Below are 26129 nucleotides of genomic sequence, written 5' to 3'. Positions count from 1 at the left end.
ATCACGCGACGGCGCAGATCAGATTTTCCACTTCTTCGCCGTCGTCGCCAGCCGCTGCTGCAAGCCCTCGATGTTCAGCGCCAATTGTCGAGTCATCAGTTGATAACCCAATACGTCGGCCGAAACGGCGGGCGCTTCCGGGCCGACGGCAAGGGATTCGGTCGGACGCTGCAGACGCTCTGTCGCGCCACTTTGCAAGGCTCTCGCCATACCGATCAGCATGCGACGAATCCGACGCTGCTCGGCGTTCATGCCTACGTTGCCTATTTCAGCCGGTCGCAGGTTGGAGAGGATTTCCAGAGTGCTCAGGCACATGCGGAAATGGCTTTGAATGGCGTCCAGTTCAACCAGTGAAATCTTCACTTCCTTCGATACCGACGGCATCAACGAGCGCAGTTGCAGCATCGTCGCGTTGAGGCGCGCGGTCAGCTTCAGATGCTCGTCGGCGCTGATCGACTGGCCGCTGCTGATGCGTTCATAGACCTTTGCGCAATCGCGCAGGCCGATGGCCAGGTTATAGCGCCACGAGTACACCGCATACAGCGGCAAGGCGAACGAAAACGCCAGCGCCAGAACGATCCCAATCAAAATATCCACGGTGCGCCACAGCCCGTCAGTGATCGGGTTATCGCCATGCCCGGCGACGATAAACAGCGTGATGGCTGACAACAGCGCCGTATACCCACCCTTGCCGATGGCGTGATAGGCGAAGAAGCCACAGATCAGCGACATGATCACGTACGTCAGCAGCGGCATGCCCAAGTAGCTTTCCTGCGCGACGACGGCCAACCCCAGCGCCGCACCAATCAAGGTCCCGTAGGCCCGCTCCACAGACTTCTTGCCGATATTGCCGTGATGCTGAAGACCGCCGATCACGATCAGCATCGTCACCGACGCCCATTCGCCATGGGGCAGGTGAATCCCGGTGGTCAGCAGGATGGACACCAGCAGACCGACAACGATACGCCCGGCATGAATGTAACGGGCGTGGCGATAACGGCGATATGGGTCCAGAAGTGGACGCAGAATGCGGCGGATGAAGAGGGGCATGGCGGGTGTATTCATGGGGTAACAGACCGTCTGGGGAGGGGGTAATTCCCCATCGTGGAAAACTACAAGCGGCGCGCAAGAGATTCAATTCGAACCAGAGAACCCCTGTGTTCGCAGCAAACCGGAATATACCTCAGGGGGCTCCTGATCCGCTGCCGGGCCTGGAGACTCATTCGCCAGATACACAAAAGCCGCGCAATGCGCGGCTTTCAAAGGTGGTGGGCCCACACGGACTCGAACCGTGGACCAAAGGATTATGAGTCCTCTGCTCTAACCAACTGAGCTATAGGCCCTCAGTCTGGCCGCGGATTATAACGACGGTTTACGTGCTGTGCTATCCGAAAAGTCTGAAACGGTGATACGAAGAAACGTCGCGCAAAATTCCTCGGGGCGAAGGGGCAGGCTGACGATGTAGCCCTGGATCTGTTCACAGCCTTCGTCGGCGAGGAATTGCTGTTGTTCCAGGCTCTCCACACCCTCGGCAATGACGGTCAGTTGCATGCTGCGGCCAAGCGCGATGATCGCGCGGACGATAGCGGCGTCGTGTGGATCGTCCGGCAAACCTCGCACGAATGACTGGTCGATCTTGAGGATGTCCAGTGGCAGACGCTTGAGGTAACTCAGTGAGGAGTAGCCAGTGCCGAAGTCGTCGATTGCCAGTTGCACGCCGAGTTTTTTCAGGCGGTGTAGTACGGAAAGTGCCTCCTCGGTCTGGGACATGATGAAGTTTTCGGTGATCTCCAATTGCAGGCAGCCGGGCTGCAAGTGGTATTGCGTCAGCAGTTGCTCGATGCGGTTTACCAGATTCGGCTGACGCAGTTGCGCACCGGCCAGGTTCACGGACAACGATCCGAAAATGTCGTAGGTCTGGTTCCACTCATGTAGCTGGTGACAGGCCTGCTCCAGCACCCATTCACCGATCTGCAGGATCATGCCGTTCTCTTCGGCAAGCGGAATGAAGCGTTCCGGTGGGACATCGCCGAAGGTCGGGTGGGTCCAGCGAATCAAGGCTTCGGCTCCTACGAGTCGCTGCGTCAGCAGACTGACTTTAGGCTGGTAGGAAAGGGTGAATTCGTTGCGTTCGATGGCCCTGCGCAATTCGTGCTCCAGCGCAATGCGTTCGCTGGCCTGGGCAGTGAGATCACGGGTGTAGCTTTCCACACGATTGCGACCCTTCGCCTTGGAGCGATACATGGCCGCGTCGGCATTCTTGATGAGCGTCGCGACGTCTGCACCGTCAGTTGGGAATATGGCGGTACCGATACTGGTACTGATGAAGAACTCGTGCTCGCCGGCCTGGAAAGGCGCCGAGAAACTGTTCAGCAGTTTTGTCGCAATGGTTTCAGCATCGCCGGCGTTTTGCAGGCCCGGTAGCAGAATGATGAACTCATCGCCGCCCAGGCGTGCAACGGTGTCGATGTCGCGCAGGTTTTCCTTGAGACGATAAGCGATGCCCTTGAGCAGCAGGTCGCCCACCGGATGGCCAAGGCTGTCGTTGATGTGTTTGAACCGGTCCAGATCGAGGAACAACACGGCGCCCAGACTGTGGGCTTCCTTGCTGTGGCTCAGCGCTGCGTGCAGGCGACTTTCGAACAGCGTGCGGTTGGGCAGGCCGGTCAATGGATCGTGGTGCGCCTGGTAGTCGAGTCGAGCTTGCGCCTGCTTCAAGCTGGAAATATCCGCGAACACGGCGACGAAGTGGGTGATGAACTTGTCGCGGTTGCGCACCGCGCTGATGGTCAGCCAACTGGGATAGATCTCGCCATTCTTGCGTCGGTTGCTGATCTCGCCTTGCCAGTGCCCCTCTGCGGTCAGCTGATACCACATGGCGGCGTAGAAGGCGCTGTCGTGCAGCCCTGAGGCAAGCAAGCGCGGGGTTTCGCCAATAGCTTCGCCCTCGCTGTAGCCGGTGATCTCGCTGAACGCGCGGTTAACCGCGTTGATGCGCTGGCGAGTGTCGGTGATCAACACGCCCTCGGCGGTGCTCTCGAAGACTGTGGCCGCCAGTTGCAGTTTCTCCTGCATCTGATGGCGTTCCGTGATGTCGCGGGCGATGGTCAGCATGCAGTCTTCGCCACCGATCGGTAACGGTCGCGATGAAATTTCACACAATCGAATCTGACCGTCCCTGCGACGAATATGGCTGGTGAAGTCTTTGACGAAACCGTCGCGGCTAAGCTGTTCCAACAGTTGCTGGCGCTCGTTCAGATCGACCCAGATCCCCAGATCCAGGGTCGTGCGGTCTAGCGACAGTGAGCTGTGATAACCGGTAATGCGACTGAACCCATCGTTGATCTCCACCAACAATCCGTCGCTTTGACGCGAAATGAGCAGGCCATCCGGGGACGAGTGGAAAGCTTTGGCGAACTTCTCTTCGGACAGCTGCAGTTGTTGCTGGGCTTCCTTGAGCGGTGTGATATCGCGTACCACGACAACTACGGCTGGCGTGGAGTCGAGGTCGAACGGCTCGGCCGACAGCAGGCCGGTAAAGGTGCGCCCGTTGTTGCGGCGAAACGGCATCTCCAGGTTGCGAATGCTGCCTTTTTGCAGGCGTTGCAGCAGGCTTGGCCCGATGTCCGGAATGCCCCAGATGTTCAGGTCGCTCGGAGTTCGGCCGATGACTTCACTGGCGCTGAGACCGATCTGTTCAACGAACGCCTGGTTGGCCTCCAGGAAACAGCCGTCGGAGAGTCGCGCAATCACCAGAATGTCAGGGCATTGAGCAAACACCGAGGCAAACTTGCCTTCAGAGCGGCGCAAGGCTTCCTCGGTCTGCTTCGCTTCGCTGATGTCGATCATCAAGCCGCGCATCACCGGTTCATGGCCATAGGTGATCAGGCTGACGATATCGCGCACCCACAATACCCTGCCGTCGGCGCTGATGACGCGGTAGTCGAGACTGTGATCGTTGCCTAGTGCAGTTTCCCGGGCGCAGAAGCCCTCGGCGCATTCCAGGTCGGCTGGGTGGACGATGCTTCGCCAGAAACCTGGCCGCCGCCATTCATGGAGCGGATAGCCCAGCAGGTTTTCGGCGTGCGGCGAAACATAGTTGTAGGAGTAATCGTGGGTGTTGGCTTCCCAGGCGATGGCCGACAGGCTTTCGATCATGCCGCGATAGTGGTATTCGCTGCTGCGAAGCTCCTGTTCCAGCGCCACCCGACGGGAGATTTCCGAACTGAGGCGTCGGTTGATGCGTACCACCACCGCCAGAATGGTGGAAAGCAACAGCAGCCCCGGAAGCCCATAGAGCAGGAAGTCCCGCCAGAATTTTGGGGACTCTGCACCCTCCGGCGGCAATGTCGGCGTGCTTGTGTCGATTTCTGGCGATTCAGTGAATGCCAGGGCTTCATGCAGGCTGTCGTCAGCGCCTGCGGTGCCGGGATGTGGTGCGCTGTTTTCGGTTATGCGTTCGATGTCGGGTAATGCAGCATCCGTACTCTGCATTGGCTCCCCGTGCATGCCCTGCCAGGTTTTTTCCCTTTGGGGGAGAACCTGAGCGTCGACCGTCGTCGACCCCATCAAGCACAAGAAAACAATGGCCGGCATCCAGAACATGGCAGCCTCAATAGTTTCAGCGATAAGAATGAGTCGAGTGTAGCCGGGCTGAAGGAAGGTGGCACACTGCCGGAAATCTTATTCCCTGAAATGCAAAACCCCCGGCTTGGCCGGGGGTTTTGTTTTGTCAGGAAGCTAGTGCTTACTCGTCCAGGAACGAACGCAAGTGTTCGCTTCGGGTCGGGTGACGCAGCTTGCGCAGCGCCTTGGCCTCGATCTGACGGATACGCTCACGGGTTACATCGAACTGCTTACCGACCTCCTCGAGGGTGTGGTCGGTATTCATGTCGATGCCGAAGCGCATACGCAGAACCTTGGCTTCGCGGGCGGTCAGGCCCGACAGCACTTCACGCGTAGCTTCTTTCAAGCTTTCAACGGTAGCGACATCGATTGGCGACTGCATGGTCGAGTCTTCGATGAAGTCACCCAGATGCGAATCTTCGTCGTCACCGATCGGGGTTTCCATGGAGATCGGCTCTTTAGCGATCTTCAATACCTTGCGGATCTTGTCCTCAGGCATCTCCATGCGTTCGCCCAGCTCTTCCGGCGTCGGTTCGCGACCCATTTCCTGCAGCATCTGACGGGAAATACGGTTGAGCTTGTTGATCGTCTCGATCATGTGCACCGGGATACGGATGGTGCGGGCCTGGTCGGCGATTGAGCGAGTGATCGCCTGACGGATCCACCAGGTGGCATAAGTCGAGAACTTGTAACCACGACGGTATTCGAACTTGTCCACCGCCTTCATCAGACCGATGTTACCTTCCTGGATCAGATCGAGGAACTGCAGGCCGCGGTTGGTGTACTTCTTGGCGATCGAAATCACCAGACGCAAATTCGCTTCAACCATCTCTTTCTTCGCGCGGCGGGCCTTGGCCTCACCGATCGACATGCGACGGTTGATATCCTTGATTTCCAGGATGGTCAAGCCGGTTTCTTCTTCAAGCGCAGTCAGCTTCTGCTGGCAACGTTGAATGTCGGCTTGCAGACGACCGATGGCTTCAGCGTATTTCGCCTTGCCTTTGGCCAGCGCGTCGGTCCAGCTCTGGTCTACTTCGTTGCCCGGGAACTGGCGCAGGAAGTCGGCGCGTGGCATGCGTGCATCACGCACACACAGCTGCATGATGGCGCGTTCTTGTGCACGCAGACGCTCAAGAGCACCACGAACACGTTCGACCAGACCTTCAAACTGTTTTGGAACCAGTTTGATCGGCATGAACAGCTCGGCCAGAGCCAGAAGCTCCTCGTTAGCCTGCTTGCTGCCACGACCGTGCTTTTTGAGGACCTTGAGGGCGATTGCCATCTGATCGGAGACGGCACCGAAGCGCTGGGCGGCCACGACAGGATCAGGACCGCTTTCGGCCTCTTCCTCGTCGTCGCCGTCAGACTCTTCGTCGTCATCGTCGGCAGCGTCAGCCTTTTCGGCTTTCTGATCGATCGGCGGCGGTACCTCGGCAGGCGGCGCAATGCCGTCGTCCGGGTCGATGTAACCGCTCAGGACGTCGGACAGGCGGCCACCTTCGGTGGTTACCCGAGTGTATTCGGAGAGAATGTGCTCGACCGTGCCAGGGAAGTGCGCGATTGCGCCCATCACTTCACGGATGCCTTCCTCGATACGCTTGGCGATTTCGATTTCGCCTTCGCGTGTCAGAAGCTCGACCGTACCCATTTCGCGCATATACATGCGCACCGGGTCGGTTGTGCGACCGATGTCGGTTTCGACTGCCGCCAACGCTGCGGCTGCTTCTTCAGCGGCCGCTTCGTCAGTGTCAGCTTCAGCCAACAGAAGGGCGTCCGCATCCGGAGCACTCTCGAATACGTTGATCCCCATGTCGTTAATCATGCGGATGATGTCTTCCACCTGTTCCGGATCTGAAATATCCTCCGGCAGGTGGTCGTTGACCTCCGCGTAAGTCAGGTAACCCTGCTCACGACCGCGGCTGATCAACTCTTTGAGGCGAGACTGCTGTTGCGCTTTTCCGGACATAACACCCTATCCACTGAAGGTCTTGGCGGGCAAAAAACAAGCCGAGGATTATACCCGAGCTAGGACCTCACGCGCCAGTTGAGGTCGGGGTTTGTGCAGGAACTTTGCGATTTAACAGGCTGAGCAGCTGAACTTTTTCCTCTGCGCTCAACCCTGACTGCCGTTCCTTCCTGATCAATTGATCCAGGCTTCGCTCGCGTTGGCGGGCGGACAAGCTAGTTATAGTGTCGAAAAACTGTTGTTCAAGGTTATCGGCGGAGATCAGCCATTCCTTTTCCGCCAGTTGTCTTAATAATCGTCCCTGGTCGGTCCCGTGCCACCGCGCGATCAACTGCAGCGATCGCAACTTGGGATTTTTCTGCAGGGCCTCGAGCAGCGCCACCAGCAACTGTGAATAAACGTTGTCTTCTGCTGCGAAGTGGCTGGTGTCTTCCACTTTCTGCGACAGGTCAGGATGATGAAGGAGCGTCCTGAGCGCTGTCAGTGTCGGTGGCTCGACCGTCGCCGGGGTACGCGGGGCGCGAGGTTCGAAGTCCGGCCGTTTACCGTTCTTGTCCCACTTCTTGCCCTTTTCCCATGGCTTGTTTTCCCACTTCTTCTGCTGCCCACCCGGTGCCTTCGGCGCCCATTCCTGCTGCGGCTCGTACGCATCGTGCGGTTGGTAGTCGCTGTAATCCGGGACTGAATCGTAATCGAAGCCCGGGTCGTATACCGGCGGGGCTTCGTGTGGTGCGGCCTGCACCAGTTGATTCACGGCTGCGGTATCCAGCCCGGTGATTTCCTTGAGTCGGCGACGCATCAGTTCGCGCAGGTTGGCCCCAGGCACCTTTTCGATCAGCGGTGCAGCCAGGGTGACCATGTGCGCCTTGCCTTCCAGCGAGCGCGGGTCCGCTTCCTTGGTCAGTTGTTCGAAGAAGTAATCGGCCAGAGGCTGAGCGTGCTGGTTGATCCTTGCCTTGAACGCATCCGTTCCTTCGGCGCGTACCAGGGTGTCCGGGTCTTCGCCTTCCGGCAGAAACAGAAACCGGGCGCGGCGGCCGTCCTGCAAGCTGGAGAGCGTCGCTTCCAATGCACGCCATGCAGCGTTGCGACCTGCCTGGTCGCCGTCGAAACAGAACAGCACGTTAGGTACTACACGAAAGAGTCGCTTCAGATGCTCTTCGCTGGTCGCGGTCCCAAGTGTTGCAACGGCATTGCGCAGGCCTTGCTGGGCTAAAGCAATGACGTCCATGTAGCCTTCGACAACGATGATCTCGTCGAGGTTGCGATTATGTTTGCGCGCCTCGAACAGGCCGTACAACTCCTGGCCTTTATGAAATACCGGCGTCTCGGGGGAGTTCAGGTATTTCGGTTTGTCATCTCCGAGTACACGCCCACCAAAAGCGATGACCCGACCGCGACTGTCGCGGATAGGAAACATCACGCGATCACGGAAGCGATCGTAGCGTTTACCGGTTTCGGCGTTCTCGATCAGCAGGCCTGCGTCGATCATGGCCTTCTGCTGAAGGGTGTCGCTGCTCAGATGTTTGTAGAGATTGTCCCAGCCTGGCGGAGCGAACCCCAAACCGAAATCGCGGGCAATCTCACCTGAAAGGCCGCGGCCTTTCAGGTAGTCCACCGCCGACTTGCGTGTCGGATGGCTTTTCAGCGCCGCACGGTAAAACTCGGCGGCGGCTGTAAGTAATGGGTAAAGCGGCGAATCAGTGGGCTGTCTCGGCTTTTGGCCTTTCACGCCCTGTTCGCGGGGTACTTCCATGCCTGCGGCTTTTGCCAGATCCTCGACGGCCTGAGGGAAATCCAGGTTGTCGTGGTCCATGATGAAGCCGAGGGCGTTTCCGCCTGCGCCGCAACCGAAGCAGTAGTAGAACTGTTTGTCCGGGCTGACGCTGAACGACGGTGTCTTTTCCTTGTGGAAAGGACAGCAGGCGCTGAAGTTCTTGCCGGTTTTCTTTAATTGGACGCGCGAGCTGACAACATCGACGATGTCGGTGCGGTTCAGGAGGTCGTCAATAAAACCTTGGGGAATCAGTCCGGCCATGGCGTTCTCATCATCAGGCGCCCCGCCAGAAAGATCGTGGCGAATCCAAAGCGTAACGACGGTTGCTTGGTCAGTGTAGACGGGTCAACGCGGCCTGAATCAGGCTGGAAGAGTTCGACGGGGTTTGTCTAGGTCGCATCTGCGGCGTCGACAGCCTCTGCCTGTGCTGCTTGAGGCTAATTCTGCAACTGCCGACAGCCCGGCTTTAGGGCCGGGCAAGGCAGAAGCTTGCGACAGACGTCTGTATTAATACAGACGAACGGCGCGGCGCTGTTCGCGCTGAACTTTCTTGGCGTGGCGCTTAACAGCAGCAGCTGCTTTACGCTTACGCTCAGAAGTCGGCTTCTCGTAAAATTCGCGGCTACGAACTTCAGCCAGAACACCGGCTTTTTCGCAGGAGCGCTTGAAACGACGCAGAGCTACGTCGAAGGGTTCGTTCTCTTTAACTTTGACGGCTGGCATCCAGAGCTACCTTCATTCATTACCGGGGTCAACGCCTCGTGCAACACTTGCACTAAGTACGTCGGTTTTTAAGGGTTGCGGATGTTAACCCCTCGCAGCGAGGAATGCAAAGCCTCTGATCGAAAACCGCTGGTCGCAGGCATGAGCGGCGACTATTATGCGCGCCTTCGAATTTGGCCTCTACAAGGCGTAACCCATGCTAGTACTGGGATTGGAAACCTCCTGCGACGAGACCGGCGTAGCGCTGTACGACAGCGAACGCGGCCTTCTTGCCGATGCATTGTTCAGCCAGATAGACCTGCACCGCGTCTATGGTGGCGTGGTCCCGGAACTTGCGTCCCGCGATCACGTAAAACGCATGCTGCCCTTGATCCGTCAGGTGTTGGCCGAGGCTGACTGTGCCGTGACCGAGATCGATGCGATCGCTTATACCGCAGGCCCCGGCCTTGTCGGGGCGCTGCTGGTGGGGGCTTCCTGCGCCCAGGCACTGGCCTTCGCCTGGGACATCCCGGCGCTTGGTGTTCACCACATGGAGGGCCATCTGCTGGCACCCATGCTGGAGGAGCAACCGCCAGAATTTCCGTTCGTCGCTTTGTTGGTTTCCGGTGGACATACCCAACTGGTTCGGGTCGACGGCATCGGCCTTTATGAGCTGTTGGGCGAGACGCTGGATGATGCGGCAGGCGAGGCTTTCGACAAGACGGCAAAAATGATGGGCCTGAATTACCCGGGCGGCCCCGAGATTTCCCGTCTGGCGCTCAAAGGCGTAGCGGGACGTTTCACTTTCCCGCGGCCGATGACGGATCGTCCCGGCCTGGATTTCAGCTTCAGCGGCTTGAAAACATTCGCCCTGAACACCTGGCAGCAGTGCCAGAGCGCTGGGGACGACGGAGAACAAACCCGTTGCGACATCTCGCTGGCCTTCCAGCAGGCGGTGGTGGAGACTTTGACCATCAAGTGCAAGCGTGCGTTGAAGCAGGCGGGAATGAAGCGTCTGGTGATCGCCGGTGGCGTGAGTGCGAACAAGGCACTGCGCGAATCGCTCGAACAGATGCTCGGTGGTCTGGGCGGCAACGTTTACTACGCTCGTCCTGAGTTCTGCACCGACAACGGCGCGATGATTGCCTTTGCCGGTTGTCAGCGTCTGCAGGCGGGCCAGAAGGAAAGCCTCAGCATCACCGTTCAGGCACGCTGGCCGATGGAGCAATTGCCTGGGCTGTAAGCAGGCTGGAGTGTCGGGAAGAGGCTCGAATGAGCCTTTTTCATCTTATGGATTCAGAAATGCCGTTCGCGCCCGGCAAACAGGTCGCGTAAATTGCCGCGGTGGCGCCAGACGATAAGCAGGGTCAGCAGGCTCATCGGCAGCAACGCATGAGGTTCTTGCCACGCCAGTAACGGCAGGGTCAGCGGTGTAGCGATGAGCGAGGCGAGCGAGCTGGTCCGGGTCAGGTAGAACGTCAGTAGCCAGGCGGCTATGGCCAGCAGCGCAGCGGGTGGATACAGGCCGAGCAACATGCCTGCTGCGGTCGCAACGCCCTTGCCGCCGCGAAAACGGAAGTACAACGGAAACAAGTGACCGAGTACGGCGTAGAGGCCGATCCAGGCCTGTTGCCGGGGATCGAGTCCGATCCAGCTGGCGATCAGCACGGGGATCAGTCCTTTGCAGACATCGCCAATCAGGGTCAGGATAGCGAGCTTCTTGCCCGCCAGACGCAGCATGTTGGTGGCGCCAGCGTTGCCCGAGCCGCTGGCGCGTGGGTCCGGACTGCCGGTTATGCGGCTGAGCAGGATGGCGAAGGACAGCGAGCCGAGCAGGTAGGCGAGTATCGCCATTAACCAAAACATGCTAACCATTCCGGGCGAGGATGCCTTGATTCTAACGGCGCATCGCGCCCTTGTCGTGCAACGGAGAGAAAGGCTTGGACAGAGTTTTCATTGAGGGTCTGGAAGTCGACACCGTTATCGGTGCCTACGACTGGGAACGGGGCATTCGCCAGTGCTTGCGTCTGGACCTGAGTTTTGCCTGGGATAACCGGCCTGCCGCGGCAGGCGATGACCTGAGCAAGGCGCTCGATTACGCTAGCGTTTCTGCACGCATCCAGGCTTTCGCCGAAGCATCGCAATTCCAGTTGGTCGAAACCTTCGCCGAGCGTCTGGCCGAAGTGTTGATGAGCGAGTTCAATATCCCCTGGCTGCACCTCAAACTGACCAAGCCCGGAGCCGTGCCAGCGGCCAAAGGCGTTGGCGTGGAGATCGAGCGCGGATGTCGCTGACACGGATTTTCCTTGGCTTGGGTAGCAATATCGACCGAGAGAAGCACCTCTGCGCCGGGCTCGATGCGCTGGCGGGCTTTCTCACCGACCTGAGTTGCTCCCCGGTGTTCGAAAGCCATCCGGTGGGGATCAAGAGCGGTCCGTTTTTCAATCTGGTGGTATCGGCGCTGACCGACCTGCCGTTGATGGAACTGGATCGTCGCCTGAAATTCATCGAAGCCGATAACGGGCGTTACGCGCCGGACCGCAAGGGTTTGCCGTTGGATATCGACGTCCTGCTATACGACGAACACGTAGGCAATTTCGACGGTCTGGTATTGCCCCGTGCCGAAATCCTCAAGAATGCATTCGTTCTTTGGCCTCTTTCGTTGATCGCGCCTGAGCGTCTGCATCCAGGTGTCGGTATTGCGTTCGCTCAGCTGTGGGCCGAGGCGCAGATCGACCAGCAGTTATGGCCGGTGAGGTTCGAGTGGCGGGGAGAGCCATTGACCCCGGCGCCCCTGTTTGACGAGCCTGTTGGTTAGAATTGCGTTGCTGTGGCGGTGCGGCTTGCTGGCGGCAGCGAACTCAACTGCACCACCGCCGGCAAGTCAGATGAGCTTTCAGCTCTGATAGCTCGCTTTGTAGACCTTTAGCGTATCCAGCCGCTCACGTTTGAGCGCTTCGCCCAGCTCCTGCCCTTGATACCCCTGATCCAGCAATGGCTGCACGGCAACTTGCCGTGCTGCTTCGGCAGCCCCGCGCAAATACTCGGCCTGGGGATAATTCCGGTCTTCAAACCCCTTTCGCCCTCGCGCGTCCATTTCGCACGCGATGATGAACTCTTCGAAGCGCTGCGGGCGTCGATAGACGTCAAAGCTCTGCAGTAAATCGAACAGGGTAGACGGCTTCAATTCCAGCGCCCGGTGCCCATGGGTGTGATATTGGCCCACCAACAGCGCCAGTTCCTGACAATCCCTTGGGACCTTGAAGCGCTGGTTCACCGCCTTGATCGCCTTCAAGCCTTTGTGCTCGTGGGCAATGTGGCGAGGCCATTCCTCTTCCGGTGTCAGACCCTTCCCCAAGTCATGCAGCAGGCAAGCCCAACGCACACTCAACGGCTGCTGATGGATCGCGGCTTGATGCAGCACGCTCAGCACATGCAGGCCGGTATCGATTTCGGGGTGGTGGGCTTCCGGTTGCGGCACGCCGAAGAGGGTGTCGATTTCCGGCATCAATATCTTGAGCGCCCCGCACTCCCTTAAGACCTCGATAAAAACCTGAGGCTCTTTCTCCATCAAAGCGCGGGAGATTTCCTTCCAGCTGCGTTCCGGCGTCAGCGCTTCCAGCTCTCCCGAGGCGCTGAGCTGGCGCATCAGTTCCATCGTCTCAGGGGCGATTGTGAAGCCGTCAGGCGCATAGCGAGCAGCGAATCGCGCGACACGCAGCACTCGGAGGGGATCTTCGGCAAATGCCGGGGAAACGTGGCGTAAAACTCGTTCTCCCAGATCTCGCTGGCCGTGGAACGGATCAGTCAGATGCCCGTCCTTGTCCTCGGCGATGGCGTTGATCGTCAGGTCGCGGCGGATCAAATCTTCTTCCAGAGTAACGTTCGAATCGGCATGAAACACGAAGCCGCCATACCCGCGCCCGCTCTTTCGCTCGGTTCGGGCCAGCGCGTATTCCTCGCCGGTCAGCGGGTGCAGAAATACCGGGAAATCTGTGCCGACCGGGCGATAGCCCTTGATCAGCATCTCGTCGGTCGTCGCGCCGACGACCACCCAGTCAGTGTCAGCGACCGGTTTGCCAAGCAGGCGGTCGCGAACGGCTCCGCCAACTTTATAGATCTGCATAAAAAAGCCTCCGTAAGCGCGACAGGATAAACCTTACGTCGCTCTTGCGGAGGCGGAAATTACTTTATCGCCTATAGGTGAACGACGGCCAGATCGAGCCGGGGATATTCACTGTCAGCGTGTTCGCTTCTCGGGGGTACGTGGTGAGTTTTCATGATCTGGTCGCCTTGCAGCGTTTCCAGATGAATATCGAAGCCCCACAAACGGTGCAGGTGTTTGAGCACCTCGTCGGTGGAGTCGCCCAACGGTTTGCGATCATGTTGTTGATGGCGCAGTGTCAGCGAGCGGTCGCCACGGCGGTCGATGCTGTAGATCTGCACATTGGGCTCACGGTTGCCGAGGTTGTATTGCGCAGCCAGTGTTTCTCGAATGATCTTGTAGCCGGTTTCGTCATGAATCGCAGGAACGAGCAGGTCATCCTTCTGATCGTCATCCAGGATGCTGAACAGTTTCAGGTCGCGAATGACCTTGGGTGACAGGTACTGAAGGATGAAGCTCTCATCCTTGAAGCTGCTCATCGCAAACTTCACAGCGGTCAACCAGTCGGTGCCGGCCAGGTCAGGGAACCAGTGACGGTCTTCCTCGGTGGGGTGCTCGCACATCCGCCGGATATCCTGATACATGGCGAAACCCAAGGTGTACGGGTTTATACCGCTGTAATACGGGCTGTCAAAGCCGGGCTGGAACACCACACTGGTGTGAGACTGCAGGAATTCCATCATGAATCCGTCGGTTACCAGCCCCTCGTCGTACAAGTCGTTCATCAGGGTGTAGTGCCAGAACGTCGCCCAGCCTTCGTTCATGACTTGCGTCTGGCGCTGTGGATAAAAATACTGGGCGATCTTGCGCACGATACGCACGACTTCACGCTGCCAGGGCTCCAGCAGTGGCGCATGTTTTTCGATGAAATAGAGAATGTTTTCCTGCGGCTCTGCGGGGAAGCGTGCACCGTCCTCTTTGTCATTCTTGCTGGCATTCTTGGGGATGGTGCGCCATAGATCGTTGATCTGTTTTTGCATATGCTCTTCGCGATCTTTCTGGCGGCGGCGTTCTTCTTCGGCGGAAATCGGGTAAGGGCGCTTGTAGCGGTCGACGCCGTAGTTCATCAGCGCGTGGCACGAGTCGAGAAGGTCCTCAACTGCGTCGATGCCATGGCGCTCCTCGCATTGCATGATGTACTGCTTGGCGAACACCAGGTAGTCGATGATCGAGCTGGCGTCAGTCCAGGTGCGGAACAGGTAATTGCCCTTGAAGAAGCTGTTGTGACCATAGCAGGCATGCGCAACCACCAGCGCCTGCATGCAGATGGTGTTTTCTTCCATCAGATAGGCGATGCACGGATCGGAGTTGATGACGATCTCGTATGCGAGACCCATCTGGCCGCGTGAGTAGGATTTTTCCGTGCTGAGGAAGTGTTTGCCGTAGGACCAGTGGTGATAGCCGAGCGGCATGCCGACCGACGCATAAGCGTCCATCATCTGCTCGGCGGTGATCACCTCAATCTGGTTGGGATAGGTGTCCAGGGCGTAGCGCTCGGCGATGCGACTGATCTCCCGGTCGTAGGCCTGGATCAGTTCGAACGTCCACTCTGAACCCGTGGAAAGGGGTTGGCGTTTCTGTTCTCTACCGGTCATGTCACTAACCTGCGCTGGAAGAGTTCACGGAATACCGGATAGATATCACCGGCAGAGACAAGCTGCTGCTGGGCAAACGTGTCAGCGAAAGCTTCGCCGATGCGCTCGTATTCGAACCACAGCGCCTGATGCTCGCGTGGCGTGATTTCGACGTAAGTGTAGTACTGCACGAAGGGCATGATCTGTTTGATCAGGATGTCGCGGCAGATAGGTGAATCGTCGTTCCAGTTGTCGCCGTCGGAGGCTTGGGCCGCATAAATGTTCCACTCGTTGGTGGGGTAGCGCTCGGCCATGATCTCCTGCATCAGCTTCAATGCGCTGGAAACGATGGTCCCGCCGGTTTCCCGCGAGTAAAAAAACTCTTCTTCGTCGACTTCCCGCGCACTGGTGTGATGGCGGATGAACACCACTTCGATCTTGTCGTAGTTCCGCTTGAGGAACAGGTACAGGAGTATGAAAAAGCGCTTGGCAATGTCTTTGGTGGCTTGGGTCATGGAGCCGGAAACGTCCATGAGACAAAACATGACGGCCTTGGAGCTGGGGTTGGGTTGTTTGACCAGCAGGTTGTACTTGAGGTCGAAGGTGTCGAGATAGGGGACGCGTTTTATCCGCGCTTGCAGACGCTGAGCCTCGATCTCGAGTTCTTGAATGTCGCCAAAGTTATCGGGTTCTTCGCGTTTCATGCGCTCAAGTTCGGCGAGTACTTCTCGAAGCTTGGCGCGGCTGCTGCCGGACAGCGCGATGCGTCGCGCATGGGCTGAGCGCAGGGTGCGAATGATGTTGATGCGCGAAGGATTGCCTTCGTTGCTGATCCCCGCGCGGACGGTCTTGAACGTGTCGGTGCCGCTCAGGTTGCGTTTGACCAGATTAGGCAGTTCGAGATCTTCGAACATGAATTCGAGAAATTCTTCCTGGGTGATCTGGAACACGAACTCGTCCATGCCTTCGCCGGAATTGCTCGCCTTGCCAGGCCCCTTTCCGCCGCCGCCACCTTGCGGGCGGGCGATGTGTTCGCCAGTTGTGAATTCCTTGTTGCCAGGGTGGACGACGGTTTGTTTCCCGCCGCGACCATGGTGAAGTACCGGTTCATCGATATCGCGACCGGGGATGCTGATCTGTTCGCCATGTTCCATATCGGTAATGGAGCGGCGGCTGACTGCTTCTTCGACTGCTTTCTTTATGTGGTCACGGTAGCGGCGCAGGAAGCGCTGCCGGTTCACCGTGCTCTTGTTCTTGCCATTGAGACGTCGGTCGATCACATAGCTCATAGGCCCTCCGGGCAGCTACAAGAAAAAAACAGCTACAAGCTGCAAGCTGATCCTGCCAGGCACTTAGGCGCTGATCCGTCCAGCTTGCCGCTTGAGGCTTGTAGCTCACAGCTGCTTTATTGGGACTTACGCACGCGCAGGTACCACTCAGAGAGCAGACGTACCTGTTTATCGGTGTAACCGCGCTCGACCATTCGGGTAACGAAGTCGTTGTGCTTCTGTTGGTCCTCTTTGCTCGCCTTGGCGTTGAAGCTGATAACCGGCAGCAGATCCTCGGTGTTGGAGAACATTTTCTTCTCGATCACCACCCGCAGCTTCTCGTAGCTGAGCCAGGTCGGATTCTTGCCGTTGTTGTTGGCACGTGCGCGCAACACGAAGTTGACGATCTCGTTGCGGAAATCTTTCGGGTTGCTGATGCCGGCCGGTTTCTCGATTTTTTCCAGTTCTTCGTTCAGTGCGACTCGGTTGAGAATTTCGCCGGTCTCCGGATCGCGGTATTCCTGATCCTGAATCCAGAAATCCGCATAGAGCACGTAGCGGTCGAAGATGTTCTGGCCGTATTCGCTATAGGACTCAAGGTAGGCCGTCTGGATTTCCTTGCCGATGAACTCGATGTAGCGTGGGGCCAGATATTCCTTGATGAACCGCAGATAGCGTTCGCGGGTTTCGGCCTGAAACTGTTCCTGCTCGATCTGCTGTTCAAGCACATACAGCAGGTGGACCGGGTTGGCTGCCACTTCATGAGGGTCGAAGTTGAAGACTTTCGACAGGATCTTGAACGCGAACCGGGTAGACAGACCGTTCATGCCTTCATCGACGCCCGCGCTGTCGCGGTACTCCTGAATCGACTTGGCTTTGGGGTCGGTGTCTTTTAGGTTCTCGCCGTCGTAAACCCGCATCTTGGAATAGATATTGGAGTTCTCAGGCTCCTTGAGGCGGGACAGAACAGTGAACTGCGCAAGCATTTTCAGCGTGTCCGGTGCGCAATGCGCCTTGGCCAGTGAGCTGTTGAACAGCAACTTGTCGTAAATCTTGATCTCATCGCTGACGCGCAGGCAGTACGGCACCTTCACGATGTAGATACGGTCGATGAAGGCTTCGTTGTTCTTGTTGTTGCGGAAGCTGTGCCATTCCGATTCGTTGGAGTGGGCCAGCAGAATACCGGTGAACGGGATCGCGCCCAGGCCTTCGGTACTGTTGTAGTTACCTTCCTGAGTAGCGGTGAGCAGTGGGTGCAGGACCTTGATCGGCGCCTTGAACATCTCCACGAATTCCATCAGGCCCTGGTTGGCCCGGCACAGCGCGCCAGAATAGCTGTAAGCGTCGGCGTCGTTCTGTGGGTATTCCTCGAGTTTGCGAATGTCGACTTTGCCGACCAACGCCGAAATGTCCTGGTTGTTCTCGTCCCCCGGCTCGGTTTTGGCCACGGCGATCTGGTTGAGGATCGACGGATAGAGTTTCACCACCTTGAACTGGCTGATGTCGCCCCCGAACTCGGCCAGACGTTTGGTCGCCCATGGCGACATGATGGTATTCAGATAACGACGCGGGATGCCGTAGTCCTCTTCGAGGATCGTCCCGTCTTCGGTGGGTTTGAACAGGCCCAAGGGCGATTCGAAAACCGGGGAGCCCTTGATGGCGTAGAAAGGTACTTTTTCAACCAGCTGTTTGAGTTTTTCAGCCAGGGACGACTTACCGCCGCCTACAGGGCCGAGCAGGTAAAGGATCTGTTTCTTCTCTTCCAGGCCCTGAGCGGCGTGGCGGAAGTACGAGACGATTTGCTCGATGCAGTCCTCCATGCCGTGGAAATCCTCGAACGCGGGATAGCGTCGAATGACCTTGTTGGAGAAGATTCTGGATAGCCGGGAGTTGGTCGAGGTGTCGAACAACTCAGGCTCGCCGATGGCCATCAGAAGACGTTCTGCGGCTGAGGCGTATGCGCTGCGGTCGGTTTTGCAGAGCTCCAGATACTCCTGTAGCGAGAGCTCTTCCTGGCGTGTCGATTCAAAGCGTTGTTGGAAGTGGCTAAAAATACTCATGACGTCACCTCGCTCGATACGTGGAGCCGGCGGCGGATCGTCAGTCGATGCTGGCTGACATCTGATTACTCAGAAGCCATTACCCCCCAAACACCATAAAAGTAGCTACCGATGACCCACGCGCCGGTGTACCGGCTCTCCCCTGATTCGGATGGCCTGAGGCTAAGGATAGTTCGGATTCGCACACAGAAAGAAGGAAGGCGTATGAATGAAGGGGGACCGTTCGTCAGTTGGACGCGCGAGGCCGCGTAGAACGCGGGCTCGCGCACTGAAAAAAATATTTTTCGATCAGCCTTGCGCGGTTTCGCTCGGGAAAGTGTTTTTCCACAGCTCGAAACCGCCATCCATGCTGTAGACCTCGGAGAAGCCCTGACCTACAAGATAGGCGGCCGCGCTCTGACTGGAATTGCCGTGATAGCAGAGGACGACGAGCGGTTTGTCGAGATCGGCATTGCGGATGAAATCGGCAATGGAGTGATTGTCCAGGTGATGCGAGTCAGGAATGTGATTACTGGCGAATGTCTGTGCGTCGCGGACATCGACCAGCACGGCGCCTTGTTCACGCAGGGCCTGGGCCTGCTCCGGCGGAATGCGTTTGAAGTCGGTCATGGCGTGGGCTCCTGGGCCATTGGGTTCTCGATCGGTCGAGAACGGAAAAGACAATTCTAACGCCGGGCGGCGACCGAGTCGCCAGCGGGCGGGTTGCTGGATGCTGAAGGCGCGAGGTTGCCACGTTCATCGCAATCGCAGCTGATCCGCTGGCGGGTGTCGACGTTGAGCATGGTCATCACATTGCCCCATACGCAGCCGGTGTCCAACGCGTAGATGCCGGGCTCGTCGCAGCGGCCTTCCAGCGCAGCCCAGTGCCCGAAAATGATATTCAGGCCCTTGGTCTTGCGATCCTTGTGGCTGAACCATGGCGCGTATCCGGCAGGGGCGCTGTCCAGGCCTTCCTTGCTCTTGAGGTCCAACTTGCCGTCAGCGGTGCAGAAGCGCATGCGCGTGAAGTAGTTGGTGATCACGCGAAGGCGCGTGACGCCATGCAGATCCTTGTCCCATCTGGCGGGCTCGTTGCCATACATGCCGTCCAGAAAAGGTTCGAACAGATTGTCGTCGCGCAGCGCCTCTTCGACTTCCTCGGCGCAGCGCAGCGCTTTCTTCAGCGTCCATTGCGGCGGGATGCCTGCATGCACCAGCGCGATGTCCCGCTGGGCGTCGTAATGCAGCAGCTTTTGTTGCCGCAGCCAGTCGAGCAGCTCGTTGCAGTCCGGGGCCTCAAGGATCTCCCGCAAAGTGTCGCCTTTCTTCAGGCGCTCGATGTTGCGACCGGCCGCGAGCAGGTGCAGGTCATGGTTGCCCAGCACGCAAACGAGCGAGTCACGCATGGCATATAGGAATCGCAGGGTTTCCAGCGAGCGCGGGCCACGGTTGACCAGATCACCCACCAGCCAGAGTTTGTCCTTGCCAGGTTCGAAAGAAACCCGCTCAAGCAGGCATTTCAGAGGTTCGAGGCAACCTTGCAGATCGCCGACCGCGTAGACCGTCATCAGTGAAGCGCCCCCGGTACCGCCAGCCGGAATGGAGCAATGATGGCGTCGAATCGTTTGCCGTCTTCGGCAAGCATCTGATAGGTGCCTTGCATGTTCCCGACCTTGGTGGTCATCACCGTACCGCTGCTGTAGGTATGGCTCTGGCCCGCCTGAATCAGCGGCTGCTGACCGACCACACCCTCACCGCGAACTTCTTCGACATGGCCGTCACCGTCGGTGATCACCCAATGGCGCGACAACAGCTTGGCCGGTAGCTGGCCGCTGTTGTGAACAGTGACGGTGTAGGCGAAGGCAAAGCGGTTCTGCTCGGGTTGGGATTGTTCTGCGAGGAAGCGGGTGACGACGCTGACGTCGACCTGATAACGAAGATCGGACATGCAAGAGGCCTTAAAAGCGGAAGCGGAAAAAGCCGGAAAAGCCCGGAGAAGACTCAGTCTAGGACATGTGACGGCTAAAAAACCAATTGGTGCTTAGACCGGACATGTCCTTTTGGCTTAGCCGACGAGAGACTTCTCGGTGAGCTTGTCAGCCAGCCGGACAAATGCTGCCAGATCCAGCTGCTCAGGACGTAGGCTACCGTCCACACCAGCTTCGGTGATTTCTTCGCTGGTGAGCAGCGCCTTCAAGGTATTGCGCAGGGTTTTGCGGCGCTGGTTGAAGGCTTCACGAACGACGCGCTCAAGGACGCGTTGGTCCATGGCTGGATGCGGCAACGTTTGATGCGGCACCAGGCGGACAATCGCAGAGTCGACTTTCGGCGGCGGATTGAAAGCACCAGGACCTACGTTGAACAGGTGTTCCACGCGGCAGTGATACTGAACCATGATCGACAGGCGACCCCAGTCGCCGCCACCAGGGCCTGCCGCCAGGCGCTCGACCACTTCTTTTTGCAGCATGAAGTGCATGTCGCGGATCAGGTGGGCGTTTTGCAGCAGGTGAAAGATCAGCGGCGTCGAGATGTTGTACGGCAGGTTACCGACAACGCGCAGGCTGTTCGGCGCTGCATCGAGGCTTGTGAAGTCGAACTTCAGAGCATCGCCCTGATGCAGGTTGAAGTTCGGTTTGTCACCGAACTGCTGCATCAGGATCGGAACGAGGTCCTTGTCCAGCTCCACGACATCCAGCTGAGCGCCGCTGCTCAGCAGGCCTTCAGTCAGGGCGCCCTGGCCCGGGCCGATTTCCAGCATGCGGTCTTCTGCCTTGGCACGGATCGAGCGCAGGATCTTGTCGATCACGCCCGCGTCATGCAGGAAGTTCTGGCCGAAACGCTTGCGCGCCTTGTGTTGGTATTGCTCAGTCATTTACGGGTCTCGGACATCTGATAGGCGGTTTCCAGAGCGACCTTGAGGCTACCGGTGTCAATCTTGCCACTGCCGGCCAGATCCAGCGCCGTACCGTGATCCACGGAGGTGCGAATGATTGGCAGACCAAGCGTGACGTTGACGGCGGCGCCGAAGCCCTTGTACTTCAATACGGGCAGGCCTTGGTCGTGGTACATCGCCAGCACTGCATCGCAGTGCTCCAGATATTTAGGGGTAAACAGAGTGTCTGCTGGCAGCGGGCCGCGAAAATCCAGGCCCTCACTGCGCAGACGCTCCAGAGTTGGTTCAATGATGTCGATTTCTTCGCGGCCGAGGTGGCCGCTTTCGCCGGCGTGCGGATTCAGGCCGCAGACCAGAATGCGTGGATGCGCGATGCCAAACTTATTGACCAGGTCTGCGTGGAGAATGCGGGCCACGCGCTCCAGCCGCTCAGGTGTGATGGCGTCGGTAACATCACGCAAGGGCAGGTGAGTGGTCACCAGTGCCACGCGCAGATCGCCGGTCGCGAGCATCATCACCACTTGTTCGGTCTGGGTCAGTTCGGCGAGAAATTCGGTGTGCCCGGAAAAGGCGATGCCGCTTTCATTGATAACGCCCTTGTGAACAGGCGCGGTGATCATCCCGGCGAAATCGCCGGCGATGCAGCCTTGACCGGCGCGGGTCAGTGTTTGCAGAACGAAGGCGCCATTGGCCGTGTTCAGTTGCCCGGCAAGCACGGGGGCCTGAAGCGGGGTATCCCATACATACAGGCTGCCGGCTGGGGCGGGTATGTCAGGCCAGACGTCCGGCATGATGGGAATCAGGCTGACAGCCACACCCAGTTGCGCGGCCCGCTCGGTGAGCAGGTCGCAACTGGTGATGGCGATCAGGGGGTGTGGCTGGGACTGCGCGGCGAGCAGCAGGCAAAGGTCTGGACCGATGCCGGCGGGCTCGCCGGGTGTCAGGGCGAAACGCCGGGGTTTCACTTGGCAGCCTGGTCAGCGCCAGGGAGCTTGATTTCAACGTAGGCTTCGTCGCGGATCTGACGCAGCCAGGTTTGCAGCTCTTCGTCGTATTTGCGGTTACGCAATACTGTCATGGCCTGTTGTTCGCGAGCCTGGTTTGTGCCGTCGGTTGCGCGACGCCCCAGGACTTCGAGAACGTGCCAGCCGAATTGAGTCTGGAACGGTTTGGACACAACGCCCTGCGGTGTTTCGTTCATCACATCACGGAACTCAGGCACCAGCGAACGGGGATCAACCCAGTTCATGTCGCCGCCATTCAGAGCCGAGCCCGGATCTTCGGAGAAGTTCTTCGCCAGCTCGGCAAAGTCTTCGCCGTTCTGGATCCGGTCATAGATGCGTTGTGCCAACAACTTGGTTTCAGCTTCGCTGCGGATTTCGCTTGGTTTGATCAGGATGTGACGAACGTGGACTTCGTCGCGCATCTGGGTCTGATTTTCGCCGCCGCGTTTTTCCAGCAATTTGATGATGATGAAGCCGCCTGGTGTGCGCGCTGGAGGCGTCACCTGGCCTGGACTCATAGAGCTGAGCATGTCACCGAATGGCGGAGGCAGTTGAGCAGCCTTGCGCCAGCCCATGTCGCCGCCGTCCAGGGCGCTTTCGCTGGCCGAGGAGGAAATCGCCATCTGCTCGAAGTTTGCACCTTGCTCAAGCTTGCCGTAGATATCCTTGGCCTTGGCGGCTGCTGCCTGGATCTGGTCCGAGGTCGCGCTGTCAGGGGTCGGAATCAGGATATTGGCCAGGTGGAATTCTTCGGAGAACTGAACCTTCGCCATGTCCGAGGCGAGGAAGTTCTTCACTTCCTGCTCCGACACTTGAATGCGCTCGGCGACACGACGCTGACGCACGCGGCTGATGATCATTTCCCGGCGAATCTGCTCACGAGCGTTGTTGTATGACAAGCCGTCATGTGCCAGTGCGGCCTTGAACTGGTCGATGCTCATGTTGTTGCGTTGAGCGATGGTACCGACCGCCTGGTTCAGTTCTTCATCGGTGATGCGAATGCCGGAGCGCTCGCCGATCTGCAGTTGCAGGTTTTCCAGAATCAGACGATCCAGAACCTGAGACTCCAGCGCGCTGGCAGGCGGAACGCCCTGACCGCGCTTGGCGATGGTTTGCTGAACTTCACGGGTGCGCTGGTCGAGCTGGCTTTGCATGACCACGTCGTTGTCGACGATGGCTACAACCTTGTCGATGGAGCGCACTTCAGCGTGCGCCACGGTACCGATGAGTAGCGCGCCCAGCATCAGCGGGCGCAGACAATCAGAAAGCTTGGTCTTCACGTTCACGATAACCTTGAATGCCTTGGTCGAGGAAGCTTTCAACTTTTTGGCCAACAACGCCGCCAAGTCCCTTCAACACGATTTGTAGGAAAATGCCGCGGTCGCCTTTTTCATTCTGAGCAACGTCCTGACTGGTTTCGTCGTAGTCGACCCAGTACCGGTTGATCAGGCGCAGCTTCCAGCAGCAGTTGTCATATTCAAAACCACCAAAGGCTTCGAGGGTGCGATCACGGTTGTAATCGTACTGCCAGCGAGCGATTGCGCTCCACTGCGGCACGATCGGCCAGATGACCGAGAAGTCATGTTGTTTGATCTTGTAGTAGTCCGGATCATATCCAGGTTGCCCAGGCGTCCCTAAACCACTGCCGACTACCCAGCGACCGGAGTTCTGGTCATACCGGACCTGGTCATTGCGGTAGCGGAAGCCGGCGTTCACGATCTTGCCCGGTTCGTCTTCAGGCTGGTAATGGAACATCGCGCTGCCGGAACGGGTTGTCTTGCTGTCCGGATCCCAGTTGAAATCCGAAGTGGCACGCCAATCGCGGTTGAAGCGGTATTCGTATTCCAGTGCATACGGCGACACGTCGGACTGTGCGTCCTTGCGGTCTTCGTAGCTGATGCCTGGCAACTGCACCTTGCGGTCGGCGAAATACAATGCCTGACCGATGCTGAAACGCTGACGCTCAAATCCGTTGTCTTCGATCCAGCGGTTGGTCACACCCAGCGATAGCTTGTTCTCGTCACCGATACGGTCGGAGCCGACGAAGCGGTTGTCGCGGAACAGCGAGGCATAGTTGAATGTCGTCTCGCCACTGTCAAAGACCGGAATGTCATTCTGATCCTTCTCTGGGACATAGAGGTAGTAGAGACGTGGTTCCAGGGTCTGGCGGTAATCCTTGCCGAACCAATTGGTGTTGCGATCGAAATAAAGACCGCTGTCGACGCTGAAGATCGGCACGGCTCGGTCTACGCCGCTATCGAAGTTCTGCTGCCTGCCTGCATCTTGCAGATTGGCGTTTGACGCCAGGTCGGCCCTGCCCCGTCCGTCCAGGTCCAGATCATATTTGGTGTAAACGTACTTCAGTTTCGGGGTGACATAGCCGTAGCTGGCTGTCAGCGGCAAACTAATCGCTGGAGCGAGGTTCAGCCTGTCGCCAGTGGCGCGTTCGATCCCGAAGACGTTGTTATCCAGGCGAGTAGACGAAATTCCGTCTTCATCGGTGAAATCCCCTGTTCTCAAGTCACGGTCAAAGCGAACCAGCTCGGTGTTGTAGTCAAATTTCAGCCCGCCCGGATTGAACGGCAGTGTGCCGTCCAGCGTCAGCTGTGGCAGACGACCGTACGGCGTGATCTGGGTCACGGTGGTCAACTGGTACTGCTGAACGTTCAGGCGCGCGTTGTAGCCGTCTCCGCGATACGTCAGATCAGCCTGTTGATTGAGGAAGTCGTGAGTGCTGACGCCTTCCTGGCCGCTCTTCAGATCCCTGAAGTAGTAAGGATCGCTGACCTTGGTGTAGTCGACGTGCGCGGTCAGACGTTCGTCCAGACCGCTGCGGTTCTGCCAGTTGATCAACCAGCGGGTGTCTTTGTAGTCCGACTGTTCTTTACGATCGTCATTGTCGTCGTTCAGGTAAGCCGCGCCAAACTGACCTTCACTGCTCTTGGTCAAGTAGCGGAATTCACCCTCGAGCAACAGACCGCGTTTGGCCATGTAGGTCGGATACAACGTAGCGTCGTAGTTCGGCGCCAGGTTGAAGTAGTACGGGGTGAGCAACGAGAAGCCGGTGTCGCTGCTGGCACCGATGGTCGGTGGCAGGAAGCCGGACTGGCGACGGTCGTCGATCGGGAAATAGATGTAGGGCGTGTAGAGGATCGGGATGTCCTTCACGCGCAGGGTTGCATTGGTCGCGGTACCGAAGCCGGTGGCCGGGTTAAGGGTGATGTTGTTGCCCTTGACGGTCCAGGCGTTGCTGTTGGGTTCGCACGTGGTGTACGTACCGTCCTTCAGGCGGATGATCGCGTTCTCTGCACGGCGAGCGTACAGCGCGTTACCACGCACGTTGGATTTGTGCAGCACGTACTCGGCGTTGTCGACCTTCGCCTCGCCGGTGTCCAACTGGACTTCAGCGTGGTCGCCGACGATCAGGGCACCGTTGTCGCGCAGACGCACATCGCCGTTCAGCTCGCCACGGTTCTCGGCCTGATGCAGGCTGGCTTCGTCGGATTCGATCTGCATGGAGCCCTGGCGCATGACAACGTCACCGGCCAGGGTTGCGATCTGCTCTTCCTGCTGATAACGCGAAGCTTTGGCGCCAATGAAAGTCGGGGCGTCGCTCTTCGCGGTCTTGTCGTCCATGCCTGGACGAATCGGCTCGATGTAGGCACCGGAGCAGTAGGGGCCGGTCTCCGCCAGTTGGGCAGCGGTCAACTTCTCGCGTGGCACCCAGTCCAGATGGCTGTAGTCTGCGCTACGCGATTTCAGGCCACGGCCCTTCGCTTCGGTGACCAGCATGGTCTTGGGCACGACTTCACCGGTTTCGGTGGTGGTCGTGCTTTCAGTCACCGTGCTGCTGTTGGACGACACGCTGTTGGCGTCGTGCACCGGCCGCGGGGGCAACTGGGCTGCGTTGGTTTTCGGGGAGCAATCCCAGGAACCTGCTGCAGACACCGAGCAGTCATACTGTTCGGCTGCAACCACGTACTGGGTGGCCAGAGGTTGCATCGCCAGCAAACTGCCGGTTACGAGCAACGGAAATTTTTTACGAAACGCGGGGGATTTCAATGCCATCTTATTAGTCCGGGCTTCCTGCGCGCCATCTGCCCGCGGGGGGGCCG

The 26129-nt window shown here is 58.3% G+C and carries 20 protein-coding genes and 1 tRNA gene; 3 read left to right on the top strand and 18 right to left on the bottom strand.

Features of this window, described 5'->3' with window-relative positions; translation table 11 throughout:
• Positions 1-18: 18 nt before the first annotated feature.
• From BWR59_RS07195 to rpsU, 6 genes are all read right to left on the bottom strand, one after another.
• Positions 19-1050 (bottom strand): FUSC family protein, encoded by a 1032-nt coding sequence (locus tag BWR59_RS07195; protein WP_230981974.1) that lies wholly within the window; start codon positions 1048-1050, stop codon positions 19-21.
• 216 nt (positions 1051-1266) lie between these two features.
• A tRNA-Ile gene (locus BWR59_RS07190) sits at positions 1267-1343 on the bottom strand.
• 16 nt (positions 1344-1359) lie between these two features.
• A complete protein-coding gene (locus BWR59_RS07185; RefSeq protein WP_081564948.1) occupies positions 1360-4605 on the bottom strand; it encodes a bifunctional diguanylate cyclase/phosphodiesterase in 3246 nt (1081 codons plus the stop codon).
• 142 nt (positions 4606-4747) lie between these two features.
• Positions 4748-6592, bottom strand: a complete 1845-nt coding sequence (gene rpoD / locus BWR59_RS07180; protein ID WP_081564947.1) for an RNA polymerase sigma factor RpoD — start codon at positions 6590-6592, stop codon at positions 4748-4750.
• Between the two features lie 67 nt (positions 6593-6659).
• Positions 6660-8630: a DNA primase gene (gene dnaG, locus BWR59_RS07175; RefSeq protein ID WP_081564946.1), complete on the bottom strand. Its 1971-nt coding sequence runs from the start codon at positions 8628-8630 to the stop codon at positions 6660-6662.
• 246 nt (positions 8631-8876) lie between these two features.
• Positions 8877-9092, bottom strand: a complete 216-nt coding sequence (gene rpsU / locus BWR59_RS07170; RefSeq protein ID WP_002551877.1) for a 30S ribosomal protein S21 — start codon at positions 9090-9092, stop codon at positions 8877-8879.
• A 196-nt stretch (positions 9093-9288) separates the two neighbouring features.
• Between rpsU and tsaD the strand changes: the two genes are divergently transcribed.
• Entirely contained in the window at positions 9289-10314 is a 1026-nt protein-coding gene (gene tsaD, locus BWR59_RS07165) for a tRNA (adenosine(37)-N6)-threonylcarbamoyltransferase complex transferase subunit TsaD (RefSeq protein ID WP_081564945.1), read from the top strand.
• A gap of 53 nt (positions 10315-10367) precedes the next feature.
• On the opposite strand, the gene plsY is transcribed toward tsaD, so the two are convergent.
• Complete coding sequence (gene plsY, locus BWR59_RS07160) at positions 10368-10937, bottom strand: glycerol-3-phosphate 1-O-acyltransferase PlsY (RefSeq protein WP_081564944.1); 570 nt, start codon at positions 10935-10937, stop codon at positions 10368-10370.
• Between the two features lie 74 nt (positions 10938-11011).
• Between plsY and folB the strand changes: the two genes are divergently transcribed.
• Together folB and folK are read left to right on the top strand one after the other, a co-directional pair.
• Positions 11012-11365, top strand: a complete 354-nt coding sequence (gene folB / locus BWR59_RS07155) for a dihydroneopterin aldolase (protein WP_074886956.1) — start codon at positions 11012-11014, stop codon at positions 11363-11365.
• Complete coding sequence (gene folK, locus BWR59_RS07150; RefSeq protein ID WP_081564943.1) at positions 11356-11889, top strand: 2-amino-4-hydroxy-6-hydroxymethyldihydropteridine diphosphokinase; 534 nt, start codon at positions 11356-11358, stop codon at positions 11887-11889. Before folB ends, folK begins: the two co-directional genes overlap by 10 nt.
• 78 nt (positions 11890-11967) lie before the next feature.
• Here folK and BWR59_RS07145 read toward each other — a convergent pair whose 3' ends face one another.
• The 11 genes from BWR59_RS07145 to BWR59_RS07095 form a co-directional block, all read right to left on the bottom strand.
• Complete coding sequence (locus tag BWR59_RS07145) at positions 11968-13197, bottom strand: multifunctional CCA addition/repair protein (protein WP_081564942.1); 1230 nt, start codon at positions 13195-13197, stop codon at positions 11968-11970.
• Between the two features lie 71 nt (positions 13198-13268).
• Positions 13269-14831, bottom strand: a complete 1563-nt coding sequence (locus tag BWR59_RS07140) for a SpoVR family protein (protein WP_081564941.1) — start codon at positions 14829-14831, stop codon at positions 13269-13271.
• Positions 14828-16099: a YeaH/YhbH family protein gene (locus tag BWR59_RS07135; protein WP_081564940.1), complete on the bottom strand. Its 1272-nt coding sequence runs from the start codon at positions 16097-16099 to the stop codon at positions 14828-14830. The genes BWR59_RS07140 and BWR59_RS07135 overlap by 4 nt, the downstream gene beginning before the upstream one ends.
• A 116-nt stretch (positions 16100-16215) precedes the next feature.
• The gene (locus tag BWR59_RS07130) at positions 16216-18138 is read right to left on the bottom strand and encodes a PrkA family serine protein kinase (protein ID WP_081564939.1); all 1923 of its coding nucleotides are present in this window, start codon (positions 18136-18138) and stop codon (positions 16216-16218) included.
• Positions 18139-18426: 288 nt separating this feature from the next.
• The gene (glpE, locus tag BWR59_RS07125; protein ID WP_081564938.1) at positions 18427-18747 is read right to left on the bottom strand and encodes a thiosulfate sulfurtransferase GlpE; all 321 of its coding nucleotides are present in this window, start codon (positions 18745-18747) and stop codon (positions 18427-18429) included.
• A 56-nt stretch (positions 18748-18803) separates the two neighbouring features.
• Positions 18804-19685: a symmetrical bis(5'-nucleosyl)-tetraphosphatase gene (locus BWR59_RS07120; protein WP_081564937.1), complete on the bottom strand. Its 882-nt coding sequence runs from the start codon at positions 19683-19685 to the stop codon at positions 18804-18806.
• Positions 19685-20065 (bottom strand): Co2+/Mg2+ efflux protein ApaG, encoded by a 381-nt coding sequence (gene apaG, locus BWR59_RS07115; protein WP_081564936.1) that lies wholly within the window; start codon positions 20063-20065, stop codon positions 19685-19687. The genes BWR59_RS07120 and apaG overlap by 1 nt, the downstream gene beginning before the upstream one ends.
• Before the next feature lie 117 nt (positions 20066-20182).
• Positions 20183-20989 (bottom strand): 16S rRNA (adenine(1518)-N(6)/adenine(1519)-N(6))-dimethyltransferase RsmA, encoded by an 807-nt coding sequence (rsmA, locus tag BWR59_RS07110; protein ID WP_081564935.1) that lies wholly within the window; start codon positions 20987-20989, stop codon positions 20183-20185.
• Positions 20986-21975 (bottom strand): 4-hydroxythreonine-4-phosphate dehydrogenase PdxA, encoded by a 990-nt coding sequence (gene pdxA / locus BWR59_RS07105; protein WP_081564934.1) that lies wholly within the window; start codon positions 21973-21975, stop codon positions 20986-20988. The genes rsmA and pdxA overlap by 4 nt, the downstream gene beginning before the upstream one ends.
• Positions 21972-23294 carry a peptidylprolyl isomerase gene (locus tag BWR59_RS07100; RefSeq protein ID WP_081565247.1) on the bottom strand — a complete coding sequence of 441 codons (1323 nt, stop codon included), beginning with the start codon at positions 23292-23294 and terminating at the stop codon, positions 21972-21974. Before BWR59_RS07100 ends, pdxA begins: the two co-directional genes overlap by 4 nt.
• Positions 23275-26082: an LPS-assembly protein LptD gene (locus tag BWR59_RS07095; protein ID WP_081564933.1), complete on the bottom strand. Its 2808-nt coding sequence runs from the start codon at positions 26080-26082 to the stop codon at positions 23275-23277. The genes BWR59_RS07100 and BWR59_RS07095 overlap by 20 nt, the downstream gene beginning before the upstream one ends.
• Between the last annotated feature and the right edge of the window lie 47 nt (positions 26083-26129).

The organism is Pseudomonas sp. Bc-h, from assembly GCF_002080045.1.
Lineage (GTDB): Bacteria > Pseudomonadota > Gammaproteobacteria > Pseudomonadales > Pseudomonadaceae > Aquipseudomonas.
Note: the sequence above shows the minus strand (reverse complement) of the source record. Positions and strands in the feature narration are given on the sequence as shown.